The following is a 23,031-nucleotide window of genomic DNA, read 5'->3' as shown; positions in this document are numbered from 1 at the left end:
ACCTACAGTGGCCGAAGGCCAAACGGCCTAGCGCTGTGCAGGGGTGGCCGAAGGCCAGACCGAGCCAGCGAAAGGCGAAGGGCCGAGCAGTCTTGCGAGCCCCGCAACCTAGCGGCGGCCAGCTTGCTGGCCGCGGGCCCCAAATCATCTCCCTAAAGAAGTTCTTATCAGTTGCATATTGGGTTGCTGCTGCATAATGGGCAACAACAAACTATCCGAAAGCTGAGTATCCGCTATAAGGTAATCGATCTTTTTTTCGGGCCAATGCGCTGGCCACTGATAAAGAAGCAATATCCGCTTTTGGCCCAATAATAACCATTGATTTTGCTTACTAGCAACGGGCTGCTCTTCCAATTTTTTGATTTTGGCCCGCCGCTGACTTCCCGCCGATAAATATCCCCGCTGCCGAGCTGAAGACCAAGCCGTCGAGTCATAATAACTATAGGCCGTTCGGCCATAAAAATAATCTAGATAAAGCCCTCGATTGCTTTGATAAATCTGCAAATGCGCCTGCTTTTCGGCCTCTAACTGCTGCCAACTATTATGGCCCAAAATGCACAATAAACAACAAGCGCCTAGCAATAAGGGCGTTATCCGCCGCCATCCTAAGCTCAAAACCAAAGACAAAATGGCCAAATAAGCCAATAGTAGCTCCCAAGGGGCCAACTCAAAAGCCGAAATTTTGGCCAATGGCCAAGTTTCCATATCCAAAATTGCCCCATTCATCAAGCGCAAAAGAAAAACGAGCGCCCAGGATAAAAGTCCGCCCAAAATGGGAATATCTAAGCACAATAAGGCCGCCATGCCCAAAGGCAAAAGGATGCCCGCCAAGGGCACCACCAACAAACCCGACAACCAGAAATAGGTCGGAAACTGATGAAAATAATAGAGCGTGAGCGGCAAAGTAGCCAATTGCGCCGCCAAAGAAACCGTAAACAAGCCCCAGATGTATTGCAGGGGCCAAAAAGAAAAATAATACCAACGATAGAGCTTAGGCTGAAAATAAACAATGCCCAAAACAGCCAAATAAGAAAGTTGAAAACCCAAATTCCATAAATTAGCTGGATCATAAAGCAAGAGCAAAAAAGCCGAGCCCGAAAGGCTATTGTAAATCGAGGAGTTTCGACCCAAACACTGCCCCAATATCAAAAGCGAAAACATACTACTCGCCCGACAAACCGAAGGAGCCGCCCCTGTCAATAAGGCAAATAACCAAATGCCTAATAATAATAAGACCGCCTCTCGAAAAGAATAACGCCAGGCCGATCTTCGCCTAAATAATTTGATTAAGGCCCCTAAAATACTGGCCAATAGGCCCACATGCAAGCCCGAAACGGCCAAAACATGACTAGCCCCTGTGGCCGAATAAGCCTGCCGAAGATCTTGGTCCAAATCGGTCTTATCTCCCAAAATCAAAGCCGCCGCCACCGAATAAGCAGCATCCTGATCGGGAATTAGCCGCCGCAATCGCGCTTTTAAAAATAAACGCCAATCAATTAAAATGCCCCAAAAGCTAGGCGCCGCCTTAGCCGCTAAACGCCAGTTTTTGCTATACATCTGGGCCGAAATCCCCTTTTGCCCATAATAAGCCTGAGCATCAAATTGACCATAGTTTTTTGGGGCCTCAAAAGCCTTGGGCTTGCCCAAAAGGACCAATTCATCCCCATAATTTAGCGCCAAACTCTGACTATCTCTGGGCAAATACAACAAAAGCGGCTCTTGACAAACTTGCCAGCCTTTTTCCGCTTCATAATAATGGGCTAGTTGCAACTCTAGCTGTACCGTTTTGCTTTTCGGTTGAGGTAAACTATTTACCCTAGCCCGAAACTCGGTCCAAACTAATGGAATCGGCTGCTCTGTTGGACGCAAAACCCGCTCATAGGTCCAAATATAACCACCCAATAAGAGTAAAAGCTGCAAACCCAAACCCCAAAAACGCCAAAAAAAAGGGGAATATCGCCCCAAATACTGCCCAAGCAATAAAAGAAGCAATAGCCCCCCAAATAAATAACCACCCCAAAGGGCCGCAGCCGCCCAAGGCATCCAATAGGCTAACAATAGGCCCAATAAGCCAGGTAATAGTAAACGGAAAAATGGAATCGTACTCCAGTTCATAAGTCTGTATTGAGGTAACTTTAAATAAATCACCCTCAATATAAACTAAAAAAACGACCTATAAAACTATCGTATACTTTAAATTAATTCCAAGCTTTTCTCTATCAGTTCTTTGACCAATTTTTTAGGCTGATCGTGGAAGATCCCAGCCTCTCTATTCGCCAAAATGGCATTTAGCGAAAGGGCCTGATGGCCCAATGCCGTAGCCAAGCCATAAATCCCAGCCGTTTCCATTTCTAAATTGGTGGCTTTATATCCATCAAATTCCAAGGCTCTAAACTTCGACAATAGAGCTGGCATGCGGTTCTTCGCTCTAAGCTCCCGGTTTTGTGGGGCATAAAAGCCCGTTGCCGTTAGCGTAATTCCCTCCAAAAAACCAGCGGGACGAAATTGCTCTAATAGTGCTGTTCCACAACTGACGGCTTCTGGACGAATACCAAAATCTAACTCAGCCAACAAAGCCTGGGCTTTTTTAGCCAATAAGTTTTCGTCTTCGCTGATCGGACGCTCATAAAAGCCCAATAGACCTTCCAAGCCAATCGAATAACGGCTCATCAATAAGCTCCCCACAGGAATATCCTCCCGCAAACTGCCCGAAGTACCAATCCGTAGGAGCTTTAAGCTGCGTAATTCTTTTTTGAGGGTCCTTGTTTTTAAATCAATATTGACCAAAGCATCTAGCTCATTGATGACAATGTCAATATTATCCGTCCCCATGCCTGTCGACATGACCGTGATGCGCTTCCCTCCCAATTCTCCTGTATGAATCACAAATTCTCTTTTGTGAATTTCCGTATCTATACGATCAAAGTAGCAACTGATTTTACTCACTCGCTCTGGATCTCCAACCAAAATAACGGTATCGGCCAATTGTTCGGGCTGCATATTCAAATGATAAATGCTGCCATCGGGATTCAAAATCAATTCTGATGCGGCTAAACTCATAGTTGTTGTTATTAGCTTCTTATAAAAAAAAGCAACAGCCCTTGGCACCGGTCCAAGAGCTGTTGCTCCTCATTTCAGTTCTTTTTGACCTAGCTGTGCAAGGCGCGATCTTCTGTAGCCGCCAATGCTGCCTCTTTCACCGCCTCGGTGAAAGTGGGGTGCGGGTGGCTATAACGAGACATATCCTCTGCAGAAGCACGGAATTCCATGGCCGCTACCGCCTCAATAATGAGGTCAGCACAACGAGCACCAATCATGTGCACGCCCAATACCTCATCGGTTTCTTTATGCGATAGAATTTTTACAAAACCATTGGTATCCGCAGAAGCACGAGCGCGACCAAGCGCTTTGAAAGGGAATTTACCTACTTTGTAAGGTACTTTGGCCGCTTTCAATTCTTCTTCTGTCTGGCCCACTGCAGCCACTTCAGGCCAAGTGTAAACCACGCCAGGAATCAAATTGTAGTTGATATGAGGCTTCTGACCACTGATGTATTCCGCAACATAAACGCCTTCTTCCTCGGCTTTATGGGCCAACATAGCCCCACGAACAACATCACCAATAGCAAAAATACCCTCTACATTGGTTTGCATGTGATTGTCAATTTTGACGCGTCCACGCTCATCCAATTCTACTCCCACATTTTCTAGTCCCAAAGCATCTGTATAAGGACGGCGACCAATAGCCACTAGACAATAATCCGCTTTGAGCTCCAATTTTTTACCATCTTTGCGCGCCTCAGCAACCAAAACAACTTCTTCGCCTAGGTTTTCTACGCTTTCTACTTTGTGGTTGAGGTGGAAGTTAATTTTCAATTCTTTCTTGAGCACTTTGCGCATTTCTTTGCCCAAATCGGCATCCATGCCACCCAAAACAGCATTTTGGTACTCAATGACCTCGACCTCTGTGCCCAAACGAGCATAAACAGAACCCAATTCCAATCCAATTACTCCAGCACCAATGACCAACAAACGCTTAGGCACTTCTTTCAAGTTCAAGGCCTCTGTCGAGCTAATAACACGCTGCTTATCATAGTTGAAAGCCGCAGGCAAAACAGGCTTAGAACCCGTAGCAATAATCACTTTATCGGTTTCAATCGTCTGCGTTTCCCCTTCGCCATCTTTGGGCACAATCTGAATTGTATTGCGATTCACAAAGCTTCCGTGGCCGGTATAAACGGTAATTTTGTTCTTTTTCATCAAGAACTCTACCCCCGCACAAGTCTGCGAAACCACCTCATCTTTACGCTTAACCATCTGTCCAAAATCTACAGAAAGTCCAGAAATGTTAATGCCGTGGTCTTGGAATTTTTTCTCCGCCGCATGAAAATGCTCCGAAGAATCCAATAGCGCTTTTGAGGGAATACAACCCACGTTCAGGCAGGTTCCGCCCAAAGTAGGATAACGCTCAATAATAGCGACTTTTTGGCCCAATTGGGCTGCGCGAATGGCAGCTACATAACCGCCAGGTCCAGATCCGATGATGGTGAGATCGTACTTCATCTTGCTCGTTTTTTATAGTTGGGAAATGCTCTTCCCAAAAGAGATTTTTTTAATATTTTTTGGGGCCTCCTGCCTGCGGCAGGCGCTAGGTTGCGGGGCTCGCAAGACTGCTCGGCCCTTCGCCAGCTTTGCTGGCTCGGTCTGGCCTTCGGCCACCCCTTCACAGCGCTAGGCCGTTTTGGGCCGTTGGCCCAAAGGCAGCCAAGCTGCCTATTCGCTATCCTTGGGCGCCTTGGGCTGCTGCAACTGTTTTTGCTGCATGAGCCAAGCTTGCTGCGCCTGAAAGGCTTTTAGTTTGGCTTCCTGGGCTCTTTTTCGGCTAGAGCGGGCCGCAAAAAGCGCTGTTAGCGAAAAGATAAGGCCAAGTAGTATATAGGGCCAAAGGTAAGCCATGCTCACCAAAGACTCCTTGAAATTGGTCCAACCCGTTTGCGCTCCTTCTGCCATCCGATTGCCAAAAGCAGCCTGCTGTACCTTTTCCTCAGGATTTACCTCCTGGTAAAAGGTCAAAGTAATGCTACTATGGGCCGATTTCTCCAACATCAAATTGACGCTCTGCTTGAGCAACTCGATATCCTCTGTAATCTGGTCCAGCTCTCTTTGAATAGGCAAAATAGCCTGAGCGTCCTGCGCATTGCGCATCAAACTCTCCAAACGAGTTTTGGCCAAATACTTATTTTTCAATCGGCTATCGAGCTCCACAAATTGACCGCCCAAATCTTGGCGCCAAATGCGCTTTTCTCGCAGCACAACCGATAGCTCCCGCAGCTCCTCCAAAAAGATTTGGAAATTGCTAGGCGGCAGTTGTAGGACCAAGGTGTTCTCCAATTGCAAATCGCTGCCTTTTTCTTCCTCAGAAATAATTTCAGCTTGATAAGTAGCGGCTAACTCCTTGATTTTCTTATAGGCTTGCTCATAGTTGCGCACCCCAATCAAAACAGCCCCATTTTCAATGGGAAGGCGTGTCTTTTTGCTCGGCGCATCTTCCTGAAACAAACTATCGGGTGCTTGGTTTTCTTTATCGTCATATTGGGCCAAAATAGCTTTGACCTCCTCCTTGGCCGAAGCATCTAAGCTAAGACTAAGGCGTTGTAGTTGTATCGATTGGCTACTACTATCAATAGTAGAAGCCTCCATTTTCCGGCTCCATTGCTTGAAGCGATAAGCCGTTTCTTGGGCAGCATTTTCTTTGGCCGCTTCTTGGGCCATGGCCTCTTGCGTAGGAGGCGATTGACAGGCGGTCCAGAAAAAAGGCAGGGCTAAAAGTAAGTATGCTTTTTTATTCATGCGATTTAGGCAATTAGCAGTGGAGAGATAGTTCCCTAGCGGCCGAAGGCCGAATGGCCTAGCGATGGTAGGCAGTGCGGCAAAGCCGCAGACCCAGCAAAAACTTGTTTTTTGCGCAGGGCCGAGCGACCTGCGAGCTGCGAAACGTAGCGCCCGCAGCCCCAAATAAAAGGGCTGCGGGAGGCCCCAAATCTTAGCCCTCTAAAAGAGCCGCTTTGGTAGCATCTAGGATTTGGCGCACCTCTTCATCGGTAGGCGCTTGGGCATAAACCCGCAAAACGGGCTCGGTGCCTGAAGGGCGAATCATCACCCAAGCATCATCGCGTAGGTAAAACTTAAAGCCGTCAATATCCTCCACTTTTTGGATGTTGTAGGGACCAAATTGGCTATAGCTGCCCGCCTTACAATTTTCTACAATCTGCCATTTTAGCTCATTGTTGAGGTGGAGATCATCGCGGTTGAAGGCGAAGGGACCAACCAACTCATAGATTTCGTCCATCAATTGGCTGAGCGTTTTGCCTGTTTTGGCCATAAACTCAAGGAGAATGAGGCCAATCCAGATACCATCTCTTTCGGGAATATGGCCCGTAGCGGCAATTCCGCCCGATTCTTCCCCCCCAACGAGAACTTCCTCTTTGGTCATAATTTCGGCAATATATTTAAAGCCGATTTTGGTCACTTGGCAATCCAAGTTATAGCGTTCGCAAAGTTTTTTCACTTTGTCCGTTACCGAGAAGGTCACGACCACCTTGCCTGAAAGCCCTTTATATTTGTGTAGGTAGTGAATGAGGAGCAACAAAATCTGATGCGAATCGACAAAGCGGCCCTCCTCATCATACATCCCGATGCGGTCGGCATCGCCATCATTGGCTAGGCCTGCGTTGAGTTCGGGCGTTTTGGCCAAAAGAGCAGAAAGCTCGCCTAGGTTGCGGTGGATGGGCTCTGGAGCCTGGCCCATAAAGCTAGGGTTATAATCGCAATGCAATTCTGTTACCGCTGGAATCAGTTGGCGAACCACATTTTGGCCAGCGCCATACATGGCATCATAAGCCAGATTGACAAAAGAATTGTTGATCGCCTCGATATCAAAGGCCTTGCGGCAGTGCTCCACATACAACTTTTCGAGATCGATATATTCGATTTTGCCTTGAGCGACAAATTCTGCCTGAGTAGTGCTTGGTGTAGCGGGTACCTCATCGGCGATGCGGTTTTCTACCTCCGTTACTTCGGCGGGAATGCTAGGTCCGCCATAGGCCGACTTTAATTTATAGCCATTATAGCTGGGGGGGTTGTGGCTGGCCGTGATAACCACGCCCATAAATGCCTTTTGCAAAACTACCCCTAAAGAAACCATAGGCGTAGAAACAAAACCTTGGGCCAAATAGACTTTTAAGCCTTGGTCGGCAAAGATGCGGGCCGCCAAATCGGCGAACATGCTTCCTGCAAAACGGCAATCGTGTCCGAGCACTACAGCTTGGCCACCTTCGGCCTTAATATATTGAGCGGTAGCTAAGGCTACTCTTTTGAGGTTATCGTTGGTGTAAGTATCTGCGATGATGGCGCGCCAGCCATCGGTACCAAATTTAATCTTCGTCATCTTGGCTTTTTGTAAATCAAAATTGTTGGATCTCCTGATCCTTGGAGGCGAAAGATAAATTTTTTTCTGAACTCCTTAAAACCTAAAAGCCCTCAATTGAAAATGAAAGGGCCTAAAATGGGAATTTCAGCGGATTGTAGGCGGGAAATATATGGAAATGGGGATATATACATTTACTTCCTGTACCCATTTTGTTTTTTTGGGGCGTTACTCCCTCCGGTCGTCGAACTGCGGCTTGCAGCCTTGTTGTCCGCCTGCGGCGGGCGCTACGTTTCGCAGCTCGCTATTACTTGCTTCGCTGCGTCGGCTCCCGTTGGTCGGGTCGCTCGGCCCTGCGGCGGCTACACTGCCTGGGTCTGGCCTAACGGCCACCCCGCCGCATCGCTAGGCCAAATTGAAGTCCTGCATAGCCAGTTATGTTTTTTACATAGCCAGTTATGTCCCAGACATAACTTTTGCCTTTTTTCATTTTGTTGCGTTATTTCATTTTTTAACACATCCCTAACAAATAGACACTATTTTGGTCAAACATGGACATAAAAAGCCTGTGGAAAGGAAAGCTTAACCTTGAAATGGAAATATATATTTATATATAAAGAAGCCTTTTTACATCTAAAAAAAAGGTCAAGCTCAAAAAATAAGTCCCTTTGCAAAACAATATATTGCGGGGCTCTTCTTATCTTGTAGAACCAAAATCAATGAATTATGTCAAGAATAAACAATAGAACAGTCCTCATTACTGGGGGGGCAGCTGGAATAGGAAAACTGATTGCCGAGCGTTGTTTGCGCCAAAATGCCTATAAAGTTATCTTGTGGGACATCAATGAGCAGAAGCTTTTAGCGACCCAAGAAGAGTTTAAGGGCCGCGGACATGAGGTAGCCATTCAAGTAGTGGATGTGGCTAGCCTAGAAGACATAGAAGCGGCGGCCGCCGCTTGTAAAAAACAATGGGGGATGGTTGATATCCTCTTTAACAATGCGGGCATTGTTGTGGGCAAACGCTTTGAGGAGCATAGCCATCGAGATATTCGGAAGACCATTGATATCAATGTTTCGGCCCCAATGCATATTGCCTTACAATTTCTACCCGATATGCAAGACCAAGGCGAAGGCCATATTGTCAATATTGCTTCGGCTGCGGGCCTAATCCCCAACCCCAATATGTCTGTCTATGCGGGCAGTAAATGGGCCGTAGTGGGTTGGTCCGAATCTTTGCGTTTAGAACAGGAAGAAGCTAAAAATGGCGTGGTGGTTAGTACTATCCTACCTAGCTATATCAATACAGGAATGTTTGACGGGGTAACTGCTCCAGCACTTACGCCCATTATGGAGCCAGAGTATATAGTAGATAAAATCATGAAAGCCGTTAAGGAAGATGACATCTTAGTGATGGAGCCCTTTATGACCAAGGCGATTCCCTTGCTTAAGGGAATACTTCCTACTCGAACCTTTGATTTTGTGGCGGGCCGTTTATTCGGAGTATATAAAACCATGAGCACCTTTAAAGGGAAGGCACCCAAAGAGGCTGTACCCGATAAAGATGAGTTGAAAGCAGAATAAAAGAGATAAGGGGCTACCTGCAGAAGGCAGCCCCCTTTTTTTTGCCCAAAAGGGCCGAAGCAAAACATTAAATGTAGGCTATTTCAGTTGAGCGGCCTAGCGATGTGAAGGGGTGGCCGTAGGCCAGACCGAGCCAGCAAAGCCGGCGACAACAAGACTGAAAGCCGCAGTTCGATGACCAAAGGGAATAACGGCCGAGCGAGGAGCGAAGCGACTGGCCTAGCGATGCGGCGGGGTGGCCGAAGGCCAGACCCAGGCGGCGGAGCCGCCGCAGGGCCGAGCAGGCTTGCGAGCCCCAAAGCGTAGCGCCCGCCGAAGGCGGGAGGCCCCAAATCATAAAAATTAGAAGTTGAGAAATTATTTATTACTACTATTTACCGCCTATGCACTAGCGGCTTTTGGGCAGCGCCCTTTGGAGGATTTACAGGATATTTTGGATGAAAACCTATCAGAGGGACTGAGTCCAATTTACTTGCTGTTGGATGACAATATACTGCTAAATGCTCAGGCTTTTCCGTTTGTCACTTGGCGGGCAGAAAATCCAGCTCCAGCATTGAATCAGGAGTTGGGCGCAGGTTTTGAGTCATTTTTAGGAGCGGCTGGGGCCTATTATGCGAACCAAATTCAGAAGAAGTGGTGGGATTTGAGTCCGATGGAACGCTATGCGCTAAGGGTATTTATGGAAGATGGGATTGCTTATTGTCGGGATTTCTCTTTGGCTAGAGAAGAGCAACATCTAGCCAATTTGGCGCAGTTGGGGGCTTTGCCCAATTATGCGAACTATTATGCGGAGCGGCCGGGATATGATTTTAGTGGGACGGGACGCGGGCTGTTTGTGCGTTATGGACCAGAGGATTTTTATGGGGGGAACATAAAGCATCCCAAGCCTTATTTTGCTCGGCAGCGGTTTCGTCGGCTTCACGCCTTTATTTATAGACGGGTTAAGGCGGGAGTGCCGATTGAGAATATGCAGCGCTTATTGGAGGGGCTAAATCGGCTGTTGCCTAGTTTGAGGGAGGGGAAATACGAGCATTATGATAAGGAGGGGCGTTTGCAGGAAGAGGGCGAAATTCGGAATGGGAAGCCCTACGGCCATTGTCGGCATTATGCTTATCTCTATGGAGAGCCGGATGTTCCTACCTTAATAATGGATTGGCAGACGGACAAAAAAGGGCGATTGGAGAAACTGTATTTTACGGGCCCTTATTTACAGGAAGATTTGCGGCATTATTTGCAGTACAAAAAGGGGAAATTGCAGGCTTATCAGGTCAAGTTGCCAGATATAGAGGTCTCTTCTTATTATGGAATGGATAGTTTGAGTATGGATTTGCGCAAAAAAAAGGTCCAACTATTTAGACAAAATAGAAAGACCGCTTATACACTTGATTTTAGGCGAGCGCCGAAGCGTTGTCATCAATCTGTATGGGAATTGGAGAAATTGCAGGAAGATATCGTTTTGGATCTTCGGCTTTGTGATCAGGAAGATATTTGCTTTCCAGCCGAGGCGTTAAGCTATGCGGACAAGGTCGTTGCGCTTTATATGGCCCCTCAAAGTCCAGCGGAATTTGTAGAGAAATGGCAGCCTTTGCTGCAGCAATTCACTCGTTTGAAAAAGGTTTATCTCTATTTGGAGAAGGAAGAAGATTTGGGGCTTTATTCTGAGCTTTTGGATCAGGGGATTCAGTGGGAGTTGTATTAAAAATAGGGTTGTTCCTCTAGGATTTGGGCCAGGCATTGGTTGAGTGGGGCTCTGAGGAAGAAGTGGCCATCTGCTACCCAGTGGAATTGGGCCGAAGGGAGATTTTTTGCAAATTGTTGTCCGTAGCGGCCAGGGGTGATCTCATCTTCCTTACCATATATTATATATAGGGGTAGTTCTTTTTCTTGAATCAACTTTTTGAGCTTCCGTTTATGGACGGGGAAGTTGTAAAGGGAGATCCAGCAGTTAAACAAGCGTTGTCGGCGGTCGGCCTGCTCAATTTGTTGGCGGAACAGAACATAAGTAGCTTTGTTCAGCAGCTTAGCTTTTCTGGCCCAGGCAAAAATGGATAGAATCCAGCCAGGGGGCTCTAGGCGAGCGGCTAAAAAGCGGCGCAAAAAGAGGGGAAACAAAATGGGGCTATCGGAAGGCGTGGGTTGCAGGCCTGCTGGCGCCAACAAAATGAGGGCATCTAAATGGGGCCATAGTTTGGGCAATAAGCCAAGGGCGATGCGCCCCCCCATACTATGGCCCGCCAGGCTAAAGCGTTTAAAATTTTCTTTTGCCAGCATGAGCTGAATGATCTGCAGAAGTTCTTGGGGATTAAATTGGGGCTTCTCCCAATGCGTTTTTCCATGAAAAGGCAGATCGAGGGCAAAGACTCGATAGCGTTCTCCCAGGCTCTTCAACTCTTCGAAGTAGCCGCCATGATTGGCAAAGCCATGCAGGGCGACCAAGGCTTTTGGTCCTTGGCCAAAGCAACCATAGTGGAGGCGATGCGGACCAAAATCGAGTTGATGATAGCTAGGAGACATTTGTTTTGGGTGTTTGTGGTTGCCAGAGGCGGAGCAAAAGCGTTTCGAGTAGAAGAGCGAGAAGGCTGAGCAGCAAAAAGTATTTCCAGAGGGCGGCGCCTTCAGTTTCTTCTAGAACGAGGCTGCCAAAATCTTGTCCGTAATTTCCGTCAATAATATTATAGCGGCCTTCTGCTGCGGTTTTTAGTTCTTCTAGAGAAAAGAAATCGAGTTGTGATTCTCGGCGGTTGTAGTTAAAGGCGAATTGGTCCAATACCGTTTTGGGGTCCAAATAAAGCTGATAAAAACCAGCTTGTTGCAATTGGTTATTGAGGCCCAAAAGCAGATGATTGCCGAGTCGGCGTTGTTCGGGAATAAATTCTACTTGGCCGTTGCCTAGTTTAAAGGCCGTTTCTTGCTGTTGGGCTTGCGCCTCTGATTCTAGGTTTTGGTCTTGGCCGATAATATAAGCGATCTGTTGTCTTTTGCCGCTTTCAAGGGCCATGCGGTAGAGCATAGGAACGAAAACCTCCCCATTCTTGCTCAGGTCAGAGCTTTCGGAATCGGCGGGGGCTGAGCATAAATACAGAAAGCCATCTTTCACCTTATACTTTCCTAAAAAGCTGCTGCCATCGCGGTAGCGCAAAAGTTGTTGTTCGGCGGCTTTGGCCGATTTGCGCAAAGGGAAATTCGCTTGACTGATGGGCAGTTTCATCCGTTCCGATTCATTCTCATAGACGTCGCTAAAGATAAAATCTTGGTAATTGATGCTAGCCACCTTGCGTTCTTTTTGCTCTAGGGGTGCTAAGCGGTTGGCGCCCAATTGCTGCAAAAAGCTATTATAATCTTCTAGTTTGGCTGAGCGGGCGGGCAAGATGAGTAGTTTTCCGCCTTCTTCCACATAGGTTTTGAGTTCGGCTTGGAGGCCAGAAGACAAACTATTGAGTTGGCTAAGGATAATGAGGTCATTATTGGGCAGCTTAGAATAGTCTAATTGGCTAATTGCCTGAGCTTTGGCCTCAAAATAATCATCATCCGCAAAGGCGGCGGCAACGGCAGATAGGGGTTGATTCTCATAAAGTTCTAGTAGGCGCAACTTTTCCTTGACATAAAAAGAAAAGCGATAACTATTATCGAACTCAATGGGGAAATCCGTCAATTGAAGTTCGGCCAAATACCAGCCTGTTTTATTCAGGTTGAGGCTAATCGTATCGTAAATAGAGCTATTCGCAGGTACGTCTAGGCTTCCAATTGGGCGGTTCTCGCCATTGAGTTGTAGCGAGAGGCGAAGTTTATTTTGGTCCGTTTGGCCATAGTTATGAATCTTAACAAAGAGGCGATTATTTTGGTTGAGCCCTTGAACAGGGGCTTCAAACCAGGCGCTATCAATAGCGACATTCTTTAGGGCTTGTGCTTGTAGGGGGACCAGGCTCAGTTGCAGTTGAGAGTCGGCCTCAATTTGGGCCAAATCGCTGCTATTTTTCTGGAAATCAGAAATGATAAAGGCCTGTTTCTTCTTATTGCTACCTTTTTCTAGGGCTTGTTTTTGGCGAGCAAAAACGCGCTCCATATCCTGCACCTGATAAGACAGTTGAATTTCTCGAATTCTTTGTAGGGCATCTTCTTTAGACAAAAGGCGTTGATCGCGGCCTTCTAGGTCCATAGATAAAATCTGGATGCGATCATTGGGACCATAGGCAGCGACAATTTCCTCGGCTCGGCGGCGGGCTTTCTCTAGCAGGCGTAGGTCTTCGGCCTCGGCAGACATACTATAAGAGTTATCGAAAAAGATGCTCACATCATGGTTGCCCAGTTCCATTTTGCTACCTGCTTTTTGCCAATAGGGTTGGGCGAAAGCCAGGACTAGGGCGGCTAGGGCCAGCATACGCATAGCGAGGACCAGTAAATTGCGCAGTCGTTGCCAGGAGTTAGTTTGTTCTTTTACCTCCTTTAGGAAGCGGAGGTTAGTAAAATAAACCGTTTTGTACCTTCTAAAATAGAAGAGGTGAATAATAACAGGGATAATCAGGGCCAAAAGTGCCCATAAAAAACTGGGATATAGAAAGCTCATAGTCTGTTTTAAGAAAACCTATTGTTTTTTATTCTTTGGGGCTTCCCGCCTTGCAGGCGGGTCGCTATGCTTTGGGGCTCGCAGGTCTGCTCGGCCCTGCAGGCTACACTTCGTTTCGCCTTTGGTCTGGCCTTCGGCCACCCCTCCGCAGCGCTCATCCTGCGGCCGAATTCCCTTCGGTCATCGGCCTGCAAAGGCGCAAAACTAGCGTTTTTTTGGGCTGCTAATTTATGCGTGGCGCTAAATATAAACAATCTTTAGGGCTAATGTTTTTTTTAGTTCCAAAAGCTTTGTTAAGCTAAATGGATTAGCCTAGCGCTGGAGAGCAGTACCATAGAGCGGCAACAAGTATAAAAGGAGTAACGCCAAAAAAAGCTGCTTAAAAGCCAAAGCGCTTTTTAAACATCCAATACAATAAGCCCAAACTAGCGGTTAGTAGTAATAGCAGAGCAGGTAATCCACCCAAATTAGAGAGCATCTTAATCCCTTTTATACCTGCTTGGCTGACCATAATATAAGCGGCGGCACCAATGCAAAGTCCCCAAATCACTTTAATATATAGCTTTGGGGAATCACCTGTGGCTAGGCCGTCCATACTAATGCTGCCCATGGCTTCTGTATTAGAATCGGCGGCCGTGACATAGGATAAAAATACGGTAAAAATGAACAAGAGGGCCATAAAGGGCATGAGCGGGGCAGCGTATTTGGCCATAAGTTCATAGATAATAGACTCGGCCCCATTGGCTGAAAGGCTACCGAGTAAATCTTCTCCTGTTTGTACAGCCCAAAGAGCAGAACCGCCAAAAATGCTCATCCAAATCAGGGCAAAAATAGAGGGTAGAATCCAATTGAAGAGCAGCATTTCGCGCAGGGTATAGCCTCTGGCGATTTTACCCAAAAAAAGTGCGGTGATCGGAGCCCAAGCCATCCAATTAGCCCAGTAAAAGGTGGTCCAGCTATTGGCCCATTTTTCTTTTGGATGATAAATATTGTATAGATTCTTTTCTAGGAAGGTCCCAAAGTATTCTCCTAAGCTACTTCCGATTAGCGGCAACATTTTTTGGCCTGGTCCTAAAAATAAAAAGCTAAGTGCGATGAAGATAAAGGCCCAAATATTTATGCTTGACAAAAATTGGATGCCTTTTTTTAGGCCCGTAGCAGCAGAAATAATAAAGGCTAGTACCGTAATGATGCAAATGAGAAGCAACATGTTGCTGTTGGCGGTCCAACCCAATTGGCTTTCTAAACCACCAGCTAAAGTAAGCAAACCTGCTCCCAAAGAAGAAGCCATACCGGCGACCAAAGCAAATAAGCAAAGGCTATCAATGATAGACGATAAGCCTTTAAAACTATGAAAACCGCCTTCTTTTTTTGTTTTCAAGAAGGGGAATAATAAGGCTGTTAAGCTATATTTTGCGCCATAATTATAGTGGGCTAAAGCAAAGACTAAAGCAGGCAGACTATAAATAGCATAGGGCGTAAAACTCCAATGCAAATAGAGAGTAGAGAGAGCAAACTGGGCTGCTTCTGGACTTTCCGCAGCCAAGCCCGCAGAAGCTGGTGGGCTACCATAATGATATAAAGGTTCTGCAGTTCCCCAAAATAGAATTCCCGTAGCAATAGTAGTACAAATAGTAATGCTAAACCACTTCCAGCGATTAAGTATAGGTTCTGCCTTGGGGCCTCCAATCCGAATACGGCCCAAAGGAGATACGAACAATGCGATCAGTAGCAGTAGCATTAGAAAGCTCGTTAGACTGAATAGGGGACCACAATTAGACAGCAAGGCTGCGTTGAGCAGCTTCATTTGATCCAAAAAACCTTCTGGATTTGCTATGCTGTATATAATTGCGAGCGACAAGAGGCCAAAGCTTGGCCAAAAAACAGTCTTTCGGAGAGTTTGCATATATTTGCGGTTCAAACTAAGTTAAATGATGAAAAGATACTTTTTAGAATTTGCCTATAACGGCAGTCGGTTTTTCGGCTTTCAGCGACAACCTCAACAAATCAGTGTTCAACAAAAAGTGGAAGAGGCCTTATCTACAATTTTAAGACAAGAAATCCAAATTGTGGGTTGTGGGCGTACGGATACAGGCGTTCATGCATTGCAATATTTTGCTCATTTTGATGCCAAAGGCGAACTGCCAAAACGCATCCCTTTTCGTCTAAACAGTTTGCTAGGGCCAGATTTTGCTGTTTATCGTTTATTAGCGGTAGAAGCGGAAGCTCATGCTCGATACGATGCTTTTTCTAGGGCTTATGTCTATCAACTTAGTTTGCGGCCTGACCCTTTTCGGCAAGAGACGGCCTTTCATTTTCCTAGAGCCCAAATGTTGGATGCAGAAAAAGTGCAGGCTGCGGCTCAGCTGCTGCTTAATTATGATGAATTTTTTCCCTTTTGCAAAACTAATAGTGATGTCAAGCATTACGGTTGTCAACTGAGTCGATCGGAATGGGATTTTAGCGATCCATATCTTTGGCGTTATGAGGTCCAATCTAATCGCTTTTTGCGGGGTATGATTCGCCTGATTGTGGGAGCTTGTTTAAATGTGGGAACGGCTAAATTATCTTTAGCAGAATTAAAAGCGGCTATGGACCAACAAAAAGCCCTGAAGCGGGCCTATTCGGTCCCCCCTCAGGGTCTATTTTTGAAAGACATTCAATATCCTTATATACAGGACAATATGCCTAGTCTGTAGGTTGCTTGCGCAAACGCTCCTCTACCGTATCGGTTACTGAGCGCAAAATGGAAAAGGCTGTTTCGGCCATTAGGTTGCGCTTGTTGTCTAGTAAGGGATTGACCTCCGTTACCTCCATACATTTCAGGCGATCTTCTTGAGCAAAGCGACAAAGCAGTTTTCGAGCTTCCTCTGGGGTCAATCCGTTAGGGACAGGTGTTCCTGTGCCCTCCGAAACTAAGTTAGAATCCATACTATCTACATCAAAAGAGACATAGATCATATCGCAATTTTGTAGATAGTGTAGGGTTTCTTCTGCAATACGCAATGCGCCTTTTTCTTGGACCTCAGGGACTTCAAATACCTTAACTTTATGTTGATCGATTAAGAAGTTTTCTTCTTTTTCGGTATCTCGCAAGCCGATAAAAACAAGGTCTTCGGGATAAATTTTTGGGGAGATATCTCCTACCCTTTTGAGTTGTTCCCAATATACATTGAGTTCTGGAGAAAGATTATTGCGACGCATATCCAAATTATCAAAACCTAAAGAAGCGGCCAAAGGCATCCCGTGGACATTGCCTGAAGGCGTGGTATAAGGTGTGTGTAAATCGGCATGTGCATCTACCCAGACCACTCCTAAGCGTTTATCTGGATAAGCCTTGCGCAAGCCAGCAATAGAAGCTCCTGCAGAAGAATGGTCTCCAGATAAGATAGTTAGGAATTGAGTGCCTTCTGTGAGAAGTTGGTCCATGGCATCTGCTACATAATTGTAAACTTTTAGGATACCTTTAATGTGTTTAGCGTGGCGGGTGGTTGAGCTAGGGCGAAATAAGATCTCATTTTCATTGGGCACCAGATGCAGGGGGTAATGAGCAAAATAGGTGTCATTCATTTTGAGCGAAGCAACCTTCATGGCTCCAATTCCTAGGCTTGCACCTCGGGTACCTGCGCCTAATTCGGAGCGAATTTCTAAAATTTGTATGTTTTCCATGCTGTTGTTGTTATTCTGTGAAGACAGCCAAGATAAAAAAGCATTGGAGAAAATAAAAATTATGTGTTTCTGGACCTTTAAAATTTGCGGTGGACAGGCGGCTTCGCCGCCGCAGGCTGAGCTGCCGGAGCAGGGCCGCCAAAGGCGGCAGACCAAAGCCCGTAGGGCTGCAGGGCCGAGCGAACAGCGAGCTGCGGAGTGGAGCGACCCGCCGACAACAAAGCCTTTAGGCTGCAGTTTGACGACCGAAGGGAGGAAAGGCGGGGCAGCCCCCAAAAAAAACGCCTATCCAAAATGAATAGGCGTTCAGTTGATCTAAAAAGATTCTTTTATTTTGGTAAGGCGGCTATAATTGCCTCTCTGACTTCTACTTCTGTTACTTTTTGGCGGGGGCCAAAAGACTGCAAGAGTTCGCCTTGGGGTGAAACGAGGAACTTTTGAAAGTTCCAGCGCACTTTAGCATCAAAGACCCCATTTTCTGACTTTTGGGTAAGATAACTATAGAGAGGGTGGATATCGTCGCCTTGTACAGAGATTTTGGCAAACATGGGGAAGCCCACGCCATAATTCATGCGACAAAAACTTTTGATTTCCTCATTACTTCCGGGTTCTTGGCCCATAAAGTTATTGGCGGGAAAGCCCAAAATGAGTAGGCCTTGGTCTTTATACTCTTCGTAGAGTGCTTGTAGCTCTTCGTATTGGGGAGTGAGTCCGCATTTGCTAGCTACATTGACAATGAGGAGCGTTTTGCCCTTGTATTGACTGAGTTCAATCTCTTCTCCGTCAATTGTTTCTACCTTAAAATCATAAATCTTAGCCATATCGTTATTTGATTTAAATGCAAAAAAGCTGAATGCTAGGCCAAAAAATAATAGGCCTGAAACAAATAAGTACTTCATGGAAAATCCGTTTTTCTATTTGACGAATAATATGTACTTTCTACAAACGACAGCAACTGCTAAAGGTTTAGCTGCTGTGCTCACTTTAAAGTTACTTTAAAATATGCTTACTTATGAAATATTTACTGATCACTCTTTCTTTATTTCTCGTATTAGGCAGTGGTCTACAAAGCTGTAACAGAGGCCCTTCTTGTCCTGCCTATGGAGGTATTGACCCTGGTTTTAGCACCCCTAATCCCGATGACAAGGCTAGAGAAACAACCTTAAAGAGTAAGGGGAAATACAATAATAAGAAAGAGGTAGAGAAGAAAAAGAAGAAAGAGCTGAGTGCTAAGCGCACGAAGAAAGGAAAATCTAATCTTTTTCCAGGCTATATGCGCAAAAAGCGTCGTTAGTCTACTGCACCAAAGCCTCAATATGGTCCCTAAAGAGCTGCTTCCAGATGCTATATAGTTGCTGAAAGTATTGTTCTTTGGGGACTTCTTGTTTAGAGAGTTGGAACTCGCTATCCTCGATGCGTTGCAGGCGATATTTGCGTTTGGGGCTTCTGCTAAGTGATCGGACCTTCATTCGGTGTAGTTCTTCGGGCAGTTCATTTTGCTCATCTCCTTGCACTAAATAATAGTAATAGAATTTATCTAAATCATACTCTAGGGCATGCAAGCCGTATTCATGCGCAAAAAATAGTCGGGCGCCAGGACCTTCAATATGTAGACGCAAGGCAAACAAGCGGCCTAAATGATCTAGATGGGCCAATTCTTCGAGTTGTTGAATGGGCTGTTCTATGTATTGATATTGGCTACGGCCCACTTTATAATAACGCTGTCCGTTTTCTTCTTTTTCCTCTAGTAATTTACCTTCGTCTAGGGCTTGGTAGCTCATTTCATCGAGCCAAACCTCTTCCACAAACTTCTCTAATTGTTTGGGGGCCAAAATGGCTGTTAGGCTTAATAGGAAACCTTCCTCTTGACAAGCCTGAGCAATAAATTGTGGAATCCGAAGATCGGTAAAGGCTTCTGGATCACTATAAATATGTAATTCTAAGTCATCGGCTTGATTATCCATTAAGCGATAAAGCGACAATTTGGCCGCAAAAAATTCTTTCTCCCAATCTTTCAGAGCCTGATGTCGTTGACGATTAAAATCTCTATAGCCTAGACTACAAAGCGCCATCTCGGTTTCCAACGCATCAATCTCTTCTCCTTTTTGTTGAATTTCTGCCAAAAGTTTACTTCCTCTATTGAGGAAGCGAGCAGCTCCAGCATGCTCTTGCTCAGCCTGTTCCCTACGGATTTGTTCAAGCTGTGTTTGCAACTGAATATAAAATTGTCCCTCTTTGAGTAGATGAAAATCATAGCGAAGTTCACTGGCAAAGTCCATATATTGTCCTTGACTCAGCTGCTCAATTAAGGCTGTAAATTCCTGGCTTTGAGCCCTTAACTGAAAAACGACCGCTTGTTCCTTAGGATCATAATCAGCCAAAACGTCTAAGCGATCATCGGGTCCATATTTATTCAACTCTTCCGCCAAAGGCAAGTATAACAAAGAACGCATAGCCCGCTGTAAAGCCCGCGCTCCATATTTTGGCTGATAGCCTTCCTGTGCCAATCGCATCTTGAGGGCCATCGAACAATTGAGTTCAATCGGGCGACGTTTCAGCCCCTCCCGTTCTTTAAATAAGCCCAACTCTCTTTCCACCAACTGCAACATCAATTCTTGCCCCAAAGGCTGAAAGGGCAAAATGCGATCGAGGCGATTGTATATCTCTGGTCGAAAGAATTTCTGCAATTCTTGCTCAAAATGTTGTTGTAGCTCCAGATTAGACAAGCTATCGGCCCAACCAATTCGCTTGTTTTGCAAATTGGCTGCGCCCACATTAGAGGTCATAATAATGATGCAGCTACAAAAGTTGACCAATTGCCCTCGGCTATCACTCAAGCGCCCCTCGCCCAAAATCTGTAGCAATAAATCATTAAAAGAGGGATGCGCTTTCTCTAACTCATCAAAAAGAAGAACCGAAAAGGGTTCACGACGAACCGCCGAACTAAGTAGCCCATCAGAATTAAAATCGGTTCCAATCAATCGCATGACATCATAAGGCGAAGAGAACTCACTCATATCAAAACGAATCATTCGCTCCCGACTCCCAAACATGTATTCCGCCAAGAGCTTCGCCAATTCCGTTTTCCCCACTCCCGTTGGGCCCGCAAACAACAAAGAAGCAATGGGTTTTTCTGGACGATTTAAGCCCGTTTTCACTAAAGCCAATACATCTCTCAGACTCTCTACTGCCGCATCCTGCCCAAAAAGCTGTCGTCTAAAAAATTGTTCTAAGGCAAAAGGATCAAGTTTGATCTCTGGATCAACCATAAAGGCTGGCATATTACTCTCCTGACAGAAAGCTTGTACCACCTGAGTTCGGCTAATTTTCCCAGCTTCTTCTTTATGCTGTTGTAAAATACCTTCCATAAATCGAATGCTTCTGGCCGGGAAACCAGAATACGGCTGATAGCGCAACTGTAAACGCAAACCTTCAGCAATAGCCTCCGAATCAATTTTCACCCCCATACTCTTGGCTCGCTGCTGCAACTTGCCCTCCACGATCTCTAGCAGTTGCTGCCCTTTGGGCGCAACCAGCTCCAAACGCTGAAAATGTTGTAAAAAAGACGGACTCCGACTCTCAATTAAGGCCAACTCCTCTGCCGTACATTCGGCAATCATACGGATTTCTCCCCGATCCAAATGCTGACGCAACTGCTCCGCCATGCTCAAATCACTGCCCGAATATTGCCCAACCTCAAACAAGGAAAGTAAATGCTCTACATAAAGCACTTCCTTCAACTGTCGCAATTCCTGAACAAGTAGGTGTAGCTTTTCTTGCCAACCCGTCTCTCCACTCAGTTCCTTAATGAGCCGAGCCGCTGTAGTCTTCCAAATCTGCGGCTTTTTACTCTTTCTTTTACGCATAGCTTCCAGCAAAAGCGTAGATTTCCCTACCCCCGAAGGCCCTACAATAAGAATCGACTGCCCTTCTTGTTGCAACAATTGCAAAAGCTCCTGCAAAGCCTCTTCATGCCCCCAAAGCTGCTGCTTTTTTGCCTTAAGCAAAGGCGTAGCCGCTGAAGGCAAAAGGCTATTTTCATTCTTTTCCTTCAAGGCATTCAATTCCTTGAGATTATAAGCTTCTAGTTGAACATGCCCCTTTTTTAAACTCATATTTTCAGTCCAAAAAAGAGGCATCAACCCCTGCACATATTCCAACCTCCCCGCCCGAAGCACATCAATCTCAACCAATTGCTTGAGCTGCTGCGGAATATCTTCTTCTTTGGCCGCAAAACCTTCCAAACCCAATTGTGGCAACATCAACCAATACCCCTGTTCCTGCTCCCTACGCAAATAAGGCAAACGCAAATAAAATCCCTGCAAATCCAAACGCTCTTCAAAACTCGGATGGTCAAAATATAAGCGAGTTTCCGCCAACTCAAAATCCTGCGGCAACTCATAATCCGCCATAAAAAGATACTCGCCCTCTTTCATCACAGCCTCCTGAAAACGCTGCTGAAAACGATGACGCAATTCTTCCTCCCGCTCCAAAGACAAATAATCCTGTTCGGCCAAAGGAATTCTAATAGGACTGGCCTGCCCAGCCAAATAAAGCTCTACAATCGGAAAAGCAAGTTGTACTTTCTGCATATTCAGTGATTCATTTGGCCGAAAATACAAATAAGTTTCTGAACTCATCGAAGATCCCCTTCCTTTCTCTTTCCAAATTGAATCGACTTGCCTATATCAATAATATATTTCTTATCGTTTGGGGCCTCCGCCTCGCTACGCTCGTCGGCGCTACGTTGCAGGGCTCGCTATTCGCTCGGCCCTTTGGCGGCTTTGCCGCCTCGGTCTGGCCTACGGCCACCCTTCCACATCGCTAGGCCTGCGGCTCGCTGCGCTCGCCTGCTCCATCCAAAATAAGCCCACCACAGCCTTTTTTGTAGCTACTTTGGACAAAACTATGGCCAATCTCAGCAAAATTAGCTTTCAAGTCCAAGGACAGTTGTTTTTAAAAGAGTTCTTTGTTAGCTTTGCGCCACTATAGCCAAAATTGGCGAAAATAAAGCAAACTATGAGTTTAAAAACAGAGCTAAGATCGCAAGGAGATTTCCTATTTAAGCACCGCAGTTATCTCCCTTTAGTCATTATTGTATTGGGCCTAGGCGCCTATATCTATAATGTATGGAGCAAGCAGTTGATTGATCCCAACTATGCCGAATATTATAAATGGGGCTGCTTAGCAGTTTCTTTAATCGGCTTGTTTATCCGAATGCACGCCATTGGCCATGCTGCCCCCAATACTTCAGGCCGCAATACCGCTGAAGGCCAAATTGCCGATCATATCAATAGCTCTGGCTGGTACGCCATCTGTCGCCACCCGCTTTATGTAGGCAACTTTTTTATGTGGTTGGGCCTAGCTGGTCTTACCCAAGAGTTTTGGTTTATTATCGCCTTCATCTTTATGTATTGGGTCTATTACGAGCGCATCATGTATGCAGAAGAAGCCTTTTTGATCGATAAATATGGTAAAGCATATACCGATTGGTCCGCTAAAACCCCTGCCTTCTGGCCCAAATTTAGCCAATGGCGCAAACCCGACTACCCCTTTTCTTGGGCCAAAATTATTCGCCAAGAAAAAGCCGGTATCCTCAACCTCTTTTTGGTCTTCTTCATCTTTGAAGCCCTCGGAAGTTATATTAGCAGCCAAGAATGGCTCAATATGTCCCCACTCTGGTACGGCCTGCTCATCGGGTCCATTGTTTGGTACCTCATTATTAAAGTCCTCCAAAAAACAACAAATATCTTTGAAGGACGCTAAGAGTAGCTTATCATTGAGCTCACCAA

General features: G+C 45.9%; 17 protein-coding genes. 6 read left to right on the top strand and 11 right to left on the bottom strand.

Features of this window, described 5'->3' with window-relative positions; all coding sequences use genetic code 11:
• Positions 1-144: 144 nt before the first annotated feature.
• From PPO43_RS15290 to PPO43_RS15270, 5 genes are all read right to left on the bottom strand, one after another.
• Complete coding sequence (locus tag PPO43_RS15290; protein WP_272619370.1) at positions 145-2,115, bottom strand: ComEC/Rec2 family competence protein; 1,971 nt, start codon at positions 2,113-2,115, stop codon at positions 145-147.
• A 78-nt stretch (positions 2,116-2,193) separates the two neighbouring features.
• Entirely contained in the window at positions 2,194-3,060 is an 867-nt protein-coding gene (locus PPO43_RS15285) for a nucleoside phosphorylase (protein WP_272619368.1), read from the bottom strand.
• A gap of 89 nt (positions 3,061-3,149) precedes the next feature.
• On the bottom strand, positions 3,150-4,562 hold the full coding sequence (lpdA, locus tag PPO43_RS15280; protein ID WP_272619366.1) for a dihydrolipoyl dehydrogenase: 1,413 nt from the start codon (positions 4,560-4,562) through the stop codon (positions 3,150-3,152).
• 210 nt (positions 4,563-4,772) lie between these two features.
• On the bottom strand, positions 4,773-5,849 hold the full coding sequence (locus PPO43_RS15275; protein ID WP_272619364.1) for a DUF4349 domain-containing protein: 1,077 nt from the start codon (positions 5,847-5,849) through the stop codon (positions 4,773-4,775).
• A 193-nt stretch (positions 5,850-6,042) separates the two neighbouring features.
• Positions 6,043-7,446 (bottom strand): phosphoglucomutase/phosphomannomutase family protein, encoded by a 1,404-nt coding sequence (locus PPO43_RS15270; protein WP_272619362.1) that lies wholly within the window; start codon positions 7,444-7,446, stop codon positions 6,043-6,045.
• 705 nt (positions 7,447-8,151) lie between these two features.
• On the opposite strand from PPO43_RS15270, the gene PPO43_RS15265 reads away from it, so the two are divergent.
• Positions 8,152-9,006 (top strand): SDR family NAD(P)-dependent oxidoreductase, encoded by an 855-nt coding sequence (locus PPO43_RS15265; RefSeq protein ID WP_272619360.1) that lies wholly within the window; start codon positions 8,152-8,154, stop codon positions 9,004-9,006.
• Positions 9,007-9,355: 349 nt separating this feature from the next.
• On the top strand, positions 9,356-10,705 hold the full coding sequence (locus tag PPO43_RS15255) for a hypothetical protein (RefSeq protein ID WP_272619356.1): 1,350 nt from the start codon (positions 9,356-9,358) through the stop codon (positions 10,703-10,705).
• Here the strand turns inward: PPO43_RS15255 and PPO43_RS15250 are convergent.
• From PPO43_RS15250 to PPO43_RS15235, 3 genes are all read right to left on the bottom strand, one after another.
• Positions 10,702-11,520, bottom strand: coding sequence for an alpha/beta fold hydrolase (locus PPO43_RS15250; RefSeq protein ID WP_272619354.1), 819 nt, complete (start codon positions 11,518-11,520; stop codon positions 10,702-10,704). The two genes, PPO43_RS15255 and PPO43_RS15250, sit on opposite strands and share 4 nt — an antisense overlap.
• A complete protein-coding gene (locus PPO43_RS15245; RefSeq protein WP_272619352.1) occupies positions 11,510-13,570 on the bottom strand; it encodes a BatA domain-containing protein in 2,061 nt (686 codons plus the stop codon). The genes PPO43_RS15250 and PPO43_RS15245 overlap by 11 nt, the downstream gene beginning before the upstream one ends.
• 379 nt (positions 13,571-13,949) lie before the next feature.
• Positions 13,950-15,476 (bottom strand): BCCT family transporter, encoded by a 1,527-nt coding sequence (locus tag PPO43_RS15235; protein WP_272619350.1) that lies wholly within the window; start codon positions 15,474-15,476, stop codon positions 13,950-13,952.
• A gap of 25 nt (positions 15,477-15,501) precedes the next feature.
• Here PPO43_RS15235 and PPO43_RS15230 point away from each other — a divergent pair, with 25 nt between their 5' ends.
• Positions 15,502-16,269, top strand: coding sequence for a tRNA pseudouridine synthase A (locus PPO43_RS15230; protein WP_272619348.1), 768 nt, complete (start codon positions 15,502-15,504; stop codon positions 16,267-16,269).
• Here PPO43_RS15230 and PPO43_RS15225 read toward each other — a convergent pair.
• A complete protein-coding gene (locus tag PPO43_RS15225; protein WP_272619346.1) occupies positions 16,259-17,239 on the bottom strand; it encodes an arginase in 981 nt (326 codons plus the stop codon). The genes PPO43_RS15230 and PPO43_RS15225 overlap by 11 nt on opposite strands.
• Here PPO43_RS15225 and PPO43_RS15220 point away from each other — a divergent pair.
• Positions 17,229-17,537: a hypothetical protein gene (locus tag PPO43_RS15220; RefSeq protein ID WP_272619344.1), complete on the top strand. Its 309-nt coding sequence runs from the start codon at positions 17,229-17,231 to the stop codon at positions 17,535-17,537. The genes PPO43_RS15225 and PPO43_RS15220 overlap by 11 nt on opposite strands.
• A gap of 31 nt (positions 17,538-17,568) precedes the next feature.
• Here the strand turns inward: PPO43_RS15220 and PPO43_RS15215 are convergent, their stop codons facing one another.
• The gene (locus tag PPO43_RS15215; protein ID WP_272619342.1) at positions 17,569-18,138 is read right to left on the bottom strand and encodes a glutathione peroxidase; all 570 of its coding nucleotides are present in this window, start codon (positions 18,136-18,138) and stop codon (positions 17,569-17,571) included.
• A gap of 113 nt (positions 18,139-18,251) precedes the next feature.
• Between PPO43_RS15215 and PPO43_RS15210 the strand changes: the two genes are divergently transcribed.
• Positions 18,252-18,533 (top strand): hypothetical protein, encoded by a 282-nt coding sequence (locus PPO43_RS15210; RefSeq protein WP_272619340.1) that lies wholly within the window; start codon positions 18,252-18,254, stop codon positions 18,531-18,533.
• Position 18,534: 1 nt separating this feature from the next.
• Here PPO43_RS15210 and PPO43_RS15205 read toward each other — a convergent pair whose 3' ends face one another.
• Entirely contained in the window at positions 18,535-21,831 is a 3,297-nt protein-coding gene (locus PPO43_RS15205) for an AAA family ATPase (protein WP_272619338.1), read from the bottom strand.
• A 427-nt stretch (positions 21,832-22,258) separates the two neighbouring features.
• On the opposite strand from PPO43_RS15205, the gene PPO43_RS15200 reads away from it, so the two are divergent.
• Positions 22,259-23,005, top strand: a complete 747-nt coding sequence (locus PPO43_RS15200) for a methyltransferase family protein (RefSeq protein ID WP_272619336.1) — start codon at positions 22,259-22,261, stop codon at positions 23,003-23,005.
• The last annotated feature ends 26 nt before the right edge of the window (positions 23,006-23,031 follow it).

The organism is Saprospira sp. CCB-QB6 (genome assembly GCF_028464065.1).
In the GTDB taxonomy this organism is placed as follows: domain Bacteria; phylum Bacteroidota; class Bacteroidia; order Chitinophagales; family Saprospiraceae; genus Saprospira.
This window is presented reverse-complemented; position numbering and strand designations above follow the sequence as displayed.